The 11733-nt window shown below is 63.2% G+C and carries 13 protein-coding genes and 1 pseudogene; 6 read left to right on the forward strand and 8 right to left on the reverse strand.

What is annotated here, in order from left to right; translation table 11 throughout:
• The first annotated feature begins 9 nt into the window (after positions 1 to 9).
• The 5 genes from LDO54_RS15255 to LDO54_RS15275 all read left to right on the forward strand — a co-directional run bounded on the left by LDO54_RS15255 (position 10) and on the right by LDO54_RS15275 (position 2045).
• The gene (locus tag LDO54_RS15255) at positions 10 to 213 is read left to right on the forward strand and encodes a hypothetical protein (RefSeq protein ID WP_224011522.1); all 204 of its coding nucleotides are present in this window, start codon (positions 10 to 12) and stop codon (positions 211 to 213) included.
• Entirely contained in the window at positions 206 to 907 is a 702-nt protein-coding gene (locus tag LDO54_RS15260; RefSeq protein WP_224011523.1) for a hypothetical protein, read from the forward strand. Before LDO54_RS15255 ends, LDO54_RS15260 begins: the two co-directional genes overlap by 8 nt.
• A gap of 70 nt (positions 908 to 977) precedes the next feature.
• Positions 978 to 1301 (forward strand): RebB family R body protein, encoded by a 324-nt coding sequence (locus LDO54_RS15265; protein WP_065061677.1) that lies wholly within the window; start codon positions 978 to 980, stop codon positions 1299 to 1301.
• Positions 1302 to 1329: 28 nt separating this feature from the next.
• Entirely contained in the window at positions 1330 to 1656 is a 327-nt protein-coding gene (locus tag LDO54_RS15270) for a RebB family R body protein (RefSeq protein ID WP_224011524.1), read from the forward strand.
• Between the two features lie 62 nt (positions 1657 to 1718).
• Positions 1719 to 2045 carry a RebB family R body protein gene (locus tag LDO54_RS15275; RefSeq protein WP_224011525.1) on the forward strand — a complete coding sequence of 109 codons (327 nt, stop codon included), beginning with the start codon at positions 1719 to 1721 and terminating at the stop codon, positions 2043 to 2045.
• A 94-nt stretch (positions 2046 to 2139) separates the two neighbouring features.
• On the opposite strand, the gene yicI is transcribed toward LDO54_RS15275, so the two are convergent.
• The 7 genes from yicI to LDO54_RS15310 all read right to left on the reverse strand — a co-directional run bounded on the left by yicI (position 2140) and on the right by LDO54_RS15310 (position 10540).
• The gene (gene yicI, locus LDO54_RS15280) at positions 2140 to 4491 is read right to left on the reverse strand and encodes an alpha-xylosidase (RefSeq protein ID WP_224011526.1); all 2352 of its coding nucleotides are present in this window, start codon (positions 4489 to 4491) and stop codon (positions 2140 to 2142) included.
• Positions 4492 to 4545: 54 nt separating this feature from the next.
• Positions 4546 to 5610 (reverse strand): ABC transporter ATP-binding protein, encoded by a 1065-nt coding sequence (locus LDO54_RS15285; protein ID WP_224011527.1) that lies wholly within the window; start codon positions 5608 to 5610, stop codon positions 4546 to 4548.
• Between the two features lie 18 nt (positions 5611 to 5628).
• Positions 5629 to 6441: a carbohydrate ABC transporter permease gene (locus LDO54_RS15290; RefSeq protein ID WP_224011528.1), complete on the reverse strand. Its 813-nt coding sequence runs from the start codon at positions 6439 to 6441 to the stop codon at positions 5629 to 5631.
• Between the two features lies 1 nt (position 6442).
• On the reverse strand, positions 6443 to 7381 hold the full coding sequence (locus LDO54_RS15295) for a carbohydrate ABC transporter permease (RefSeq protein WP_224011529.1): 939 nt from the start codon (positions 7379 to 7381) through the stop codon (positions 6443 to 6445).
• Positions 7382 to 7467: 86 nt separating this feature from the next.
• Entirely contained in the window at positions 7468 to 8679 is a 1212-nt protein-coding gene (locus tag LDO54_RS15300) for an ABC transporter substrate-binding protein (RefSeq protein ID WP_224011530.1), read from the reverse strand.
• Positions 8680 to 8963: 284 nt separating this feature from the next.
• Positions 8964 to 10010: a substrate-binding domain-containing protein gene (locus LDO54_RS15305; RefSeq protein ID WP_224011531.1), complete on the reverse strand. Its 1047-nt coding sequence runs from the start codon at positions 10008 to 10010 to the stop codon at positions 8964 to 8966.
• A 137-nt stretch (positions 10011 to 10147) separates the two neighbouring features.
• Positions 10148 to 10540: a hypothetical protein gene (locus LDO54_RS15310; protein ID WP_224011532.1), complete on the reverse strand. Its 393-nt coding sequence runs from the start codon at positions 10538 to 10540 to the stop codon at positions 10148 to 10150.
• A gap of 308 nt (positions 10541 to 10848) precedes the next feature.
• Between LDO54_RS15310 and LDO54_RS15315 the strand changes: the two genes are divergently transcribed.
• Complete coding sequence (locus LDO54_RS15315; protein WP_224011533.1) at positions 10849 to 11115, forward strand: hypothetical protein; 267 nt, start codon at positions 10849 to 10851, stop codon at positions 11113 to 11115.
• 327 nt (positions 11116 to 11442) lie between these two features.
• Here LDO54_RS15315 and LDO54_RS39240 read toward each other — a convergent pair.
• Positions 11443 to 11733, reverse strand: a pseudogene (locus LDO54_RS39240) (HlyD family secretion protein); the annotation flags it as partial.

Raw genomic sequence — 11733 nt, forward strand, 5'->3', positions numbered from 1 at the left:
GAAACCACCATGCAAAACGATCTGAACCAGCTCCACGACATCGCCACGAAACTGGTCAGCAGCCATCTGGCCGAATGGGGCGAATCGCTCCTGAACGCCACCGCCGGTCACGACGACAACAAGTACTTAGGCATCCTGCACGCATTGCTGTCGGTGCGCAGCGCACTCGCGCCGTTTATCGGCGGCCAGCAACAGGACGCGAGTCATGGCTGACGCCACGCTCAACCCGGCGTTGCGCCAGATCGCCGAGCAGTATCTGAACCGCTCGCTCGAAGCGCAGGAAGAAGCCACTTTGCTGCGGCTACAGCAAGGCTTCCAGGGCCGGTCAGCGACGACGCCCGCGACGCAATCGCTCGACGCCGTCGAGCAGGCGCGCCGTCAGGTGCAGTCCGCCATCGGTCAGGGGCAGGCGCAGGCCACGTCCGGCATGCGCAACATTCTGGAGACGATCCAGGCAAGCTCCGCTCAGGCGCTCGACGTTCAGGAAAAGGAGGAGCAGGCCATTCTCGCGTTGCTGGAGAGTTGCAAGACGCTCTCCGATCTGCGCCCCGCGACGCTCAATCCAGACCTCGCGCAATTGCAGCCGGGCAACCAGCTCGCACTCACCCAGATCGCCGCGCATCTGGCTGGGCTTGCGAAGCAGGAAGTCGAGAATTGCTTCAACCAGCAATTCGGGCCGCTCGTCACGCAGTTGCAGGATTTGATCCAGCGGATCAATGCGCAGGAAGCGGCGAAGGCCGCGCAAGGGAACAACAGCGGCAACAACGGCAGTGCCGACGCAACGGCGAATAGCGCTGGAAATAACACTGCACACAGCGCGAACGACGCCGGCGCAGCCACGTCCCCCTCACACACCGAGCAGTCAGGTGGTGTTCACGAGCCGTCCGGCGGCTCGTCCATGCAGTAGCACGGCGCGACATGCAGCGCTGCCGCCCGTCAGCGCCGTGCATCCACTCTTCAACCAAAGGAGCAACACCATGTCTTTCCCGACCTCTGTCAACGACCAGATCACGGACGCCGTCACGCAATCGAACGTCAAGGTGCTCGGCGAATCGCCCGCCATGGCCATCGGCTCGCTGTACCAGACGATGGCGCACTCGACGGGCATCCTGTTCGAGAATTCGGTCTCGGCGCAGCAGCAACAGAACACGCTCACGCAAGCCGCTTCGAACATGGGCGTCATGCAGATCTACAGCATGGACACGATGGCCGGCGCGGCGGGCACGGAGAAAGTCGCCCAGGGCGGCGTCGCCGATAACCTGACGAGCCTGCTCACCGTGTTGCAGTCGTTCCGCCGCTGATCGACCGCCTCGACACCGGAGCTGAACCATGGCCTACAACACCTCTGTCAACGCGCAGATCACCGACGCCGTCACCCAGGCGAACGTCAACGTGCTCGCCCAGGCACCCGCGCTCGCGCTCGGCTCGCTGTTCCAGAGCCTCGCGCACTCGACCGGCATTCTGTACGAGAACACGGTCTCGGCGCAGCAGCAGCAAAACACGCTCGCGCAGGCGGGCGCGAACACGGGCGTCATGCAGATCTACAGCGTCGACACGATGGCCGACGCTGCCAGCACCGAAAAGGTGAGTCAGGCCGGCGTTGCCGACAACCTGACCAGCCTGCTCGCCACGATGCAGGCGTTCCAGAACCGCTGAAGCACTGTGCGCGCTGAGCGCGCACTGCCGACGCTACGACGTTTTGTCAAAGGAGAACCCAGATGAGCTTTCCGACTTCCGTGAATAACCAGATCACCGACGCCGTCACCCAATCGAACGTGAAGGTGCTCGGCGAAGCGCCCGCGATGGCGATGGGCTCGATCTACCAGACCATGGCGCACTCGACCGGCATTCTGTTCGAGAACGCGGTTTCGGCGCAGCAGCAACAGAACACGCTCGCGCAGGCTGCCGCGAATCAGGGCGTGATGCAGATCTACAGCATGAACACGATGGCGGGCGCGGCCGCCACCGAGAAGGTCGCGCAGGGCGGTGTCGCCGACAACCTGACGAGCCTGCTCACCGTGCTGCAAAGCTTCCAGAATCGCTGAGTTTCCCTCGTTCCGCGGTCGGCAACGTACTTGCGCCGACTGCGGAACGTTGATCGCAGCCCTGCGTGCGTCGAGCGCACCAGGGCGCTTCGGCTTATACGTGCAACACGACTTCCCCGTCGCCCGCCGGCAACTGCACGACCACGCCCAGTTCTCCCGTTTGCGTCGCCAGTCCGCCCGCATCGCGCAACTCGGGCCATTGCCGCAGCGTCAACGGCAATGCACCATCTACGCCATTCGCGCCCTTTACGTCCTTCACGCCCGCATAGCGCACGCTCAACGATGAGCCCTGCCGCGTCACGCTCACCTGCGTCACGCTCGCGCCGCGCTCGTCGCGCAGCGTTGCAGTCGCGCTCGCGCCATCGGCCAGTTCGAACAGATGCAGTTCGCTGCGCGACGCGTAGTCGTAATCCGGGCGCTGATTTTCAGTCCCGATCGCCAGCAGCGTGTTCGGCCGCACGTACACCGGCAGGCTCGTGAAGCCGTGCCGCTCGCGCAACCACCTGCCGCCCTCGACGGCCTTGCCCGTGAACAGATGCGTCCAGCGCCCCTCGGGCAGCCAAAAGTCCACGTCGCCGATTGCGTTGAACACCGGCGCGACCAGCAGCGCATCGCCGAGCAGATACTGCCGGTCCAGATGATCGCAGGCCGGATCGTCGGGAAACTCCAGCAGCATCGCGCGCAGCATCGGCGTGCCGTGCTCGACCGCCTGCTGTGCGGCGTCGAACAGATACGGCATCAGACGTGATTTCCATTCGGTGAAATGGCGCACCACGTCCACGGCTTCGTCGTCGAACAGCCATGGAACGCGATACGACTTGCTGCCATGCAGACGGCTATGGCTCGACAGCAGCCCTAACGCGCACCAGCGTTTATAGACGTCGGCGGGCGCGGTGTGCTCGAAGCCGCCGATATCGTGACTCCAGAAGCCGAAGCCGCTCAATCCGAGCGACAGCCCGCCACGCAGCGTTTCGGCCATCGATTCATAGGTCGCGCTGCAATCGCCGCCCCAATGCACGGGCAATTGCTGGCTGCCCACGGTTCCCGAGCGCGCGAACACCACGGCCTCGCCTTCGCCGCGCACTTCGCGCAGCACGTCGAACACCACCTTGTTGTAAAGGTAGCTGTAGTAGTTGTGCATCTTCTGCGGATCGGAGCCGTCGTGATACGCCACGTCGGTCGGAATGCGCTCGCCGAAATCCGTCTTGAAGCAGTCGACGCCCATTTCCAGCAAGCGCCGCAAATGCCCCGCGTACCACTGCGCCGCCTCGGGATTCGTGAAGTCGACGATACCCTGACCCGGCTGCCAGCGGTCCCACTGCCACACATCACCGTTAGGTTTCCGAAGCAAATATCCTTTCTCCATCCCTTCGGCGAATAGCGGCGACGGCTGCGCGATATACGGATTGATCCACACACAGATTTTCAGCCCGCGCGCCTTGAGCCGCGCAAGCATGCCCTGCGGGTCCGGGAAGGTTTCGCGGTTCCACTCGAAATCGCACCAGTGGAAAGCCTTCATCCAGAAGCAGTCGAAATGAAACACGTGCAGCGGAATGCCGCGCTCGGCCATGCCGTCGATGAAGTGATTGACCGTCGCTTCATCGTAATTCGTCGTGAACGACGTCGTGAGCCAGAGACCGAACGACCAGGCGGGCGGCAGCGCGGGACGTCCGGTGAGCCGGGTAAAGCGGTCCAGCACGGCCTTCGGCGTCGGGCCGTCGATCACGTAGTATTCGAGCCGCTCGCCCGCCACGCTGAACTGCACCTTCGCGACCTTCTCGCTGGCGACTTCGAACGACACGTTCTCCGGGTGATTGACCAGCACGCCATAGCCGCGATTGGTCAGATAAAACGGCACGTTCTTGTACGCCTGTTCGGTGCCGGTGCCGCCGTCGCGGTTCCAGCTCTCGACCACCTGCCCATTCTTCACGAACGCGGTAAAGCGTTCGCCGAGCCCATAAACGTTCTCGCCGACGCCCAGATCGAGCCGCTCGAAAATGAAAGCCGCGCCCTGCTGACTCGCATCGTGCACCTGCCCGCTCGCGCGAAAGCCGCTGCCCGTGATGCGCTCGCCGTCGCGCAGGAAATCCACCGACCAGTCGCCCGACTTGACGATGCGCACCGTGAGCGAGCCACTGGTGAGGCTCGCGGCGTCCTCGGTGTTCGTGGTGACGATTTGCGTCGGCGCACGCTCGAGCGTGAAGTGCGGACCGCGATCGCGCACGCCGGAGAAGTGCTCGACGCGCACACCGATCACGCCGCTTTGCGGCGAGAAGAACCGCCACGTGAACAGCCCCGTATCGAGCTGGCGCTCGCGGCTCGACACATCGCGCGGCGCGACGTGCACGAGCAATTCGTCGCCGACGATCTCCACGCTGTGCGGCGAGGCTGCGTAAGTCACGCCCAGCCCTTCGCGGATCAACCAGTTTCCGTCGCTGATTTTCATTTAGATGTGCTCAATGCTGATTGAACGTGAATGTCCATGCCAACCGGCACGCGCTCACAGCGCGCGCTCGGTCTTCCTGTCGAAAACGTGAATGTGCTCGCTCGCCATGTCGAGCCCGATCGCCTCGCCGCTGCGCAACGTGCACGGGCCGGACTGCGCGATCATCAACGGCGCGTCAACGCCATCGACCTTCACGGCGATGAAGTTCATCGATCCCGTGCTTTCCACGGTGTCGATCACGCCGCGCACGCCGTGCGCCTCGCGATGCAGCTGTAGATGCTCGGGACGCAGGCCGATCCAGACCTCGGTGCCCGCTGGCAGCGCGCGGCCGAGATCGAGACTTTGCGCGCCGCCAAAACGCGCGCTGCGTCCATCCGGACCAATGACCGCTTCGACGAAATTCATCGAAGGCGAGCCGATAAAACCCGCCACGAAACGATTGGCCGGCTGCCGATACAGCGTGAGCGGCGCGCCCTGCTGCTCGACTTCTCCGGCGCGCATCACGACGACGTGATCAGCCATCGTCATCGCTTCGATCTGGTCGTGCGTGACGTACACCGACGTCGCGCCCAGGCGTTGATGCAGCTTGCGGATCTCCGTGCGCATGTGCACACGCAGCGCCGCGTCGAGATTCGACAGCGGTTCGTCGAATAAAAATACCTTCGGATTCCGTACAATTGCACGACCCATCGCCACGCGCTGACGCTGGCCGCCGGAAAGCTGGCGCGGCATGCGCGTGAGCAGATGGTCGAGCCCGAGCGTGCGCGCGACGCCGTCGATACTCTCGCGGATGACTTGCGGCGCCGCGCGCCGCAGCCGCATCGAGTACGACATGTTCCGCTCGATATTCATATGCGGATAAAGCGCGTAGCTCTGAAACACCATCGCGACATCGCGCTTGCGCGGCGGCACGTCGTTCACGACCTTGCCGTCGATGCGCAGCGTGCCGCCCGTGATCGGCTCCAGTCCCGCAATGGTGCGCAGCAAGGTGGACTTGCCGCAACCCGACGGTCCGACCAGCGCGACGAAACACCCCTCGGGCACGCTGATATCGATGTCCTTCAAAATCTGCACGGCTCCGTAGCTTTTGCTCAGGCGCTCGATCTGTATGCGATCCACTGCGATTCTCCGTATGCGTTACTTGAGCGCGCCGGCGGTGAGCCCGGCGACGATCCTGCGTTGCAGCAGCATGAAAGCCACGAGGATGGGCGTGACGAAAATAGCCGAGTACGTCATGATGCCGATCCAGTCGACCTTGGTCGCGCCGACGAAGGCCGAGAGCCCCACGGTCGCGGTCTGATAGCGGTCGTCGAGGATCAGCGAGCGGGCGTACACGTACTCGCCGAACGACTGCAAAAACACGAGAATCGCCGAGACGAGAATGCCGTTGACCGCGAGCGGCAGGATCACGCCGAAGAACGCGCGCGCGGGCGACGCACCATCGACGAGCGCCGCGTCGCGCAGTTCGCGCGGCACCTGCACGAAGCTCGGGCGACACAGCACGATATAGAACGGCAGCGTCTTGGTGATCTGCGCGAGCACCACGGCAAGGCGCGGCGTGTCGAGCAGGCCGAGGCTCTTGAACGCCGTGAAGATGGGCGTAACCATCAGGCTCGACGGCAGCGCCTGCAACACGAGCACGGCGAAAATCGCGAAGCTGGTCCAGCGGTTCTGCACGAAGGCGAGCGCATAGGCCGCGCCAGTTCCGACGAACACCGTGACGGCCACGGTGCCGCACGCGGTCACGAGCGAGTTCCAGAGGAAGTTGCCCATGTGGCTCTCGCTGAACACCTGCCACACGTGCGATTGCCAATGCTGCGGCCAGAACGTGGGCGGATACTGGAACATCTCGCTCGCGTTCTTGAACGCCGTGATGTACATCCAGTACAGCGGAAACAAATAGACCACGGTGACAGACAGCGCGATGAAAAACAGCACGTAGCGCTTCATGTCAGACCATCCTTTCGTTGCGCGTCGAGCGCACGTAGATCACCGCAACGACCAGCACGAGCAGCAGCATCACCGTGGCGACCGCCGAACCCGCCGACACCTCGAAGGTCTGCAACGAAAGCTGCCACGACCAGTACTGCGCGACCAGCGACGAATTGGCCGGGCCGCCCTGGGTGAGCGCCGCGATCAGATCGAATTGCTGCATCGTCATGATGGCGCCCAGCGCGATCACGGCGCCGAGCGTCGCCTTCATCATCGGCAAGGTGATACCGGTGAAGCGTTGCAGCGCGTTCGCACCATCGAGTTCGGCGGCTTCGTAAAGGTCCTTCGGAATGGCCGCGAGTCCGACCGACAGCAGCAGCATGTTGAACGGCACGCCGAGCCACACGTTCGCCGCGATCACGGCGTAGAGCGACCAATGCGGATCGGAGAGCCAGAATATTTTCTCGTCCAGCACATGCAGTTGCATCAGCACGTGATTGAGCACGCCGTAATCGCCCGCAAAAATCAACTTCCAGATCACGCCCACCACGAGGCCCGGCATGATCCAGCCCGCGAGAAACAGACCGCGCATCAAGCTCGCGAACGGAAAATCCTGCGCGAACAGCAACGCGAGCGCGAAGCCGATCAGCACCTGAAACAAGAGCGAAAGCCCGACGAACAGCACCGTATTCACGATCACCTGATGCATTTCCGGGCGGCTGAACACGTCGCGGTAATTCGCGAGTCCGACGAACGGACGCAGCAGCGTGGCCGGCTCCATCAGATCGACTTGCTGGAACGAGAGCACGATGTTGTAGACGAGCGGCAGCCCGGCAAACACCAGCAGATACAGCAGCGCGAACACGGCCAGCGAAATCTCGAAGGCATGGGCGCGCGGAAAGCGGCGCAGCAGGCCCGAAGCCGGCGCGCGCGGAGCACGGCGCAAGAGTGTGTTCATGGCGTTGATCGCTCAAAGGCGGCGCGTCGGACGAAGGACGATGGGCGTCCTCCGGCCAACGGCTTGCAGACTTTATTTCGGATGACTTACTTAAGCGAGGCTTGAACGGCTTGTGCGTCGGCGTTCATGGCCTGCTGCGGCGTCGCCTGGTGCGTCAGCACGGACTGAACCGCATCGGAAATCGACTTCGAGATTTTCGGCCATTGCGGATTCGGTCCACGCGGGCGCGCGTACTGCATCTGCTCGTTGAAGACCTGATAGGCCTGCGGCCACTTCGGATTCGGCGTGTTGGTGTCGCGCGAAGGCGGCAGCATGCCGAAGTCGTTCCAGTTGCGCCCGCGCTGCGCGTACATGTATTCGAGGAACTGGAACGCCGTGGCCGGATCCTTCGCGCCGCGCAGGATCGCGTGATTCTGCTCGCCGAGCGCCGACGCGCGCGGACCGCCCGCCTTCTCGGCCGGCAGCAGCGCCACGCCCCACTTGAACTTCGCGCCCTTGTCGACCGCGCCCAGTTCCCACGGGCCGTCGATGTCCATCGCGGCGTTGCCGTTGATGAACGTGGCCGCCGCCTCCGACTGGCTATGCGTGAGCGTGTCCGGCGACGCCACCTTGCTGTCCAGCAGCTTCTGCCAGAACGCGACCGCGCGCACCGCGCCCGGATCGCTCATGCGGTCCCAGTCGGCACCCGCGGCCTGCACGAACGGCAGGAACTGGAACACGCCCTCTTCCGTGTTGATCGCGGAAAACGCGAGACCGTACACGCCTTTTTTCGCGTCGGTCAGCTTCTGCGCATCGGTGTAAAGCTCGTCCCAGGTTTGCGGCGGATGCTCGGGATCGAGCCCGGCGGCCTTGAACATGTCCTTGTTGTAGTAGAGCGCGAGCGTGTTCGTGCCGCGCGGAATCGCATAGATCTTGCCGTTCCAGCTCGCGTTTTTAAGGGGTCCGGGGAAGATCTGCTTCGCGTCGATGACCTTCGACTTCGCGAGGTACGGACCGAGATCGAGCAGCGCATTCTTCGAAGCGAACATCGCCGTGTTCGGGTTGTCGATCGGCACGACGTCCGGCATGTTGCCCGACATCACGGCGCGCATGGTTTCGTCGTTGAGCGCAGCGAAGCCCACCTTGCGGATCTGCACGTGAACGTCCGGGTGCAGCTTCGCGAACTCCTGCGCCATTTTCGCGGTGTAGTCGTCGGGCTCGTCGACGGCCCAGACCGACAGCGACGCCGCGTGCAGCGGCGCGCAGGAAAGCGACAATGCCAAACCGATCGCCGCCGAGGCGGCCAGTAGCTTCTTCATGCTGTCTCCGTTTTCGCGCGTCTGAATCGCGCTGTGTTCGAGGCTCTTTCCGGTTCTGTGCGGGAGCCGTCTCGTTCGGCCGGCCTGGCCGTGCATGCGTCTTGCTGCGGTATTCGTGCTGCGTTCCCGGAAACGTTTCCGGGAACAGGCAGATAGTTGCGTCTGGGCCCGACGCTGTCAAGCTGGCTGCGAAAATCGCAAAGGCGAATCGCGGAAAAAACAATGTCGATGATGCGCGATGACTCGGTGCGAAAGCGAGCCGCGCGAAGGTGCGATGAAGCGGCTCAGCGCCCGGAGGACGTCGGTACGGGGGCGTCGTCGTCGCGATCGCGCAGGGTCAGCGGCCACAACTGCGGCTCGCGCGCGGCGGGATACGTGGACGCGAAGTCGGGAAGCTGAGCCAGCAGCGCCTGCGCGAGGCGCTCGCCCAGCGCATAGGCATCGAGCGTGAAGCCGGACAGGCGCGGCGCGAGGTAGTCGGACACCTCGCCGGCCAGCACGCCGCCCGAGATCGCCAGATCGCGGCCCGGCGTCATGCCCGTTTCGTGCAGCTTGCGATAGGCGCCGATCGCCATGCAATCGCTCTGGAACATCAGCGCGTCGGGCGGGTTTGCCAGGGCCAGCAGCGCGCCGGTCGCGAGATAGCCGCCGCGCTCGGACAGCTCGTTACGCTGCACGAAACCCTCAGGCACCGCGAGTCCGTGCTGCTTCATCGCCTGCTGCCAGGCGCGCAGGTAGATGTGCGCCTGCATCGCGTCGCCGCCGGGAATCGCCAGCGCGATGCGCCGATGCCCGCGCGCGACGAGTTGCGCGACGCAGGCCGCCACCGCCGTTTCGAAATCGAGGTCGACCCAGGCGTGCTCGCCGCCCGACTCGCTGCGGCCCAGCGCGACGAACGGAAAATGGCGGCTCGCGACGTAGTCGAGCCGCTCGTCGTGGCGCCGCGTGCCCGCGAGAATCACGCCATCGACATGCCGCCGGTCGACGATGCGCCGCAGCCGCGCGCACTCGTCGTCCCAAGAGGCGCTCGAGTACATCACGAGGTCCATCCCATGGCGCGAGAGCACCGACTGGAGGCCGTCGGCCAGGCGCATGAAAATGCCGTGCGTGTAGGTCTCTTCCTCGCGCCGCACCGGCAGCATCAAGCCGACGATGTCGAGTCGCCCGCGCCGCAAGCTCGCCGCCGACTTGCTCGGCGCATAGCGGTGTTCGAGCGCGGCGGCGCGCACGCGCTCGCGTGTTTCGTCGCTGACCTCGTCGCTGTCGTTCAAGGCGCGCGACACGGTCGAGACGGACAGCTTCAATTCCTTGGCGAGTTCCCGGATACCCATGCGCTGGTCTGGTGATGAAGGGAGTGAGCCGGGACGCGACATGCGTGCCCGACGCCGGACAGCATAACGGCAAGTGGCCGGATCGACCGAATCGCGCCGAATCCTTCTGAATCTGCCTGAATCTGGCTGTGGCGGTTTTAAAGCGGCACGTCTTCGATCAACGCCGCCTTTACCGCGCGAATACGCTGATCGACGAAATAGCCGCCGCCTTCCGTATATCGCAGATAAAGCCGGCCGCACTGCGTGCATTTCCACACACCGCAGCGGTTATATGGAAAGTGGCGCGGTGCAATCGGCGCTTCCTCGGACCAATAGCCGAGATTTCCGGGCAAATGTTCGGCGAATGTGGGTTCGGCCTCATCTTGCAACGCGAGCGTACCGATCTGTTCGAGTTGGCGCTCGTCGAGCGAAAGCGGCTGCGTTTGCCAGCCATCGAGCGGCGTTTTTGTGCAGACGCACACGGGGGCTTGAGTCTGTTCCGCGCGTTGGGCGAGTTCGATGAATGCGGCAGCGTCGAGATATTGGGGCATGGCGCGAGAATGAGTCTGCGATTGAGCCTGAAAGACTTCGGAGTCGAGCGCGCATCTTAACGCTATTAGCGATTGCGCTCATTTTTCCTTTCTGGCCGTTCCGTTTCCATTCATTTACGGCCTGGAATTCAGGCTTTTCATGCGGCTTCGCACAACGCCTTTCAAGCGTCTTGACCCCATCAAATCCCCGCAATTTCGGCCAATCCACGTCGATTTTCAGCGAAATTACCTCAGGGCTTTCACCAAGTTTTCATTGGATTGCCATCGTGCGACTCTATGTCCCAGTGCCACTTCAAATGGAGACAGGCATGCACGCAGAAACGCTCAAAAACGCAAAGGTCGCCGTTTTCCTCAATCGGTCGGCGCTGTGTATGTTGCTGTTGCCAGCTGCCTGCCTGTCATGGGCACTCCCCGCGTACCCTCCTCAAGACGCTTTCTGGTTCTGCTTCGTGCTGGCGACGTTCTCCTGGCCGTTTGCAGGAGTCCTGTTTATCGTTTCGGCCGGATTCCAGTCCGGTAGACGTGCCGATCGATTCGAGCATGACGCCGGTTTCCGCGAAGCGCACGGACACTGATCCGTTCGTTCGAGCCGGAGATCGGGTAAGCCGTTAAGCAGACACTCTGCTGCTTTCGCCAGTCGAACAAAAGCCTCCTGTTTTCAGGAGGCTTTTGAACAATACCTGGTTATCCGAACGATGTTCGCAAACCAGCCGTTTTAAGCGGCCGGTGCGAATGCGTGCAACCGGGTTTCGACGACGAGATGCACTGCTCCGAACGTCACAACCTGCAAGCGCTCAAGCTATGCGCCGGGAACCGGCGTATCCAGGTTGCGGAAGGCTCTGGCAGTTAGTTGCATCTCCATTGGCACGCCCTCACTCGGCGCGCTTGTCTGCCGTCTTCACGCCCGCGTTCTGCGAAATAATCCGCGCAATCTCCGCATCGGCTTCGTCGCCGTACTTCTCGAACACGTTCGTTTCGTACACCGTGTTCTGCGCGTTGGCCAACTGGCTGCCCGAATCGTTCTTGATGTCGACATCGACCTGCATCGACAGACCGATACGCAGCGGATGCTTCTGCAGATCTTCAGGATCGAGCGAGATCCGCACCGGCAGACGCTGCACCACCTTGATCCAGTTGCCCGTCGCGTTCTGCGCGGGCAGCAGCGAGAACGCCGAACCCGTGCCCGCCGAGAA

It is taken from the genome of Paraburkholderia tropica (assembly GCF_914484835.1).
Lineage (GTDB): Bacteria > Pseudomonadota > Gammaproteobacteria > Burkholderiales > Burkholderiaceae > Paraburkholderia > Paraburkholderia tropica_A.

Bases quoted from the DNA above. Each gene is read 5' to 3' on its own strand.
- LDO54_RS15300 (WP_224011530.1), bottom strand. From the start codon at position 8,679: ATGAAGAAGCTACTGGCCGCCTCGGCGGCGATCGGTTTGGCATTGTCG.
- LDO54_RS15290 (WP_224011528.1), bottom strand. From the start codon at position 6,441: ATGAAGCGCTACGTGCTGTTTTTCATCGCGCTGTCTGTCACCGTGGTC.
- yicI (WP_224011526.1), bottom strand. From the start codon at position 4,491: ATGAAAATCAGCGACGGAAACTGGTTGATCCGCGAAGGGCTGGGCGTG.
- LDO54_RS15270 (WP_224011524.1), top strand. From the start codon at position 1,330: ATGGCCTACAACACCTCTGTCAACGCGCAGATCACCGACGCCGTCACC.
- LDO54_RS15295 (WP_224011529.1), bottom strand. From the start codon at position 7,381: ATGAACACACTCTTGCGCCGTGCTCCGCGCGCGCCGGCTTCGGGCCTG.
- LDO54_RS15260 (WP_224011523.1), top strand. From the start codon at position 206: ATGGCTGACGCCACGCTCAACCCGGCGTTGCGCCAGATCGCCGAGCAG.
- LDO54_RS15305 (WP_224011531.1), bottom strand. From the start codon at position 10,010: ATGGGTATCCGGGAACTCGCCAAGGAATTGAAGCTGTCCGTCTCGACC.
- LDO54_RS15275 (WP_224011525.1), top strand. From the start codon at position 1,719: ATGAGCTTTCCGACTTCCGTGAATAACCAGATCACCGACGCCGTCACC.
- LDO54_RS15315 (WP_224011533.1), top strand. From the start codon at position 10,849: ATGCACGCAGAAACGCTCAAAAACGCAAAGGTCGCCGTTTTCCTCAAT.
- LDO54_RS15255 (WP_224011522.1), top strand. From the start codon at position 10: ATGCAAAACGATCTGAACCAGCTCCACGACATCGCCACGAAACTGGTC.
- LDO54_RS15310 (WP_224011532.1), bottom strand. From the start codon at position 10,540: ATGCCCCAATATCTCGACGCTGCCGCATTCATCGAACTCGCCCAACGC.
- LDO54_RS15265 (WP_065061677.1), top strand. From the start codon at position 978: ATGTCTTTCCCGACCTCTGTCAACGACCAGATCACGGACGCCGTCACG.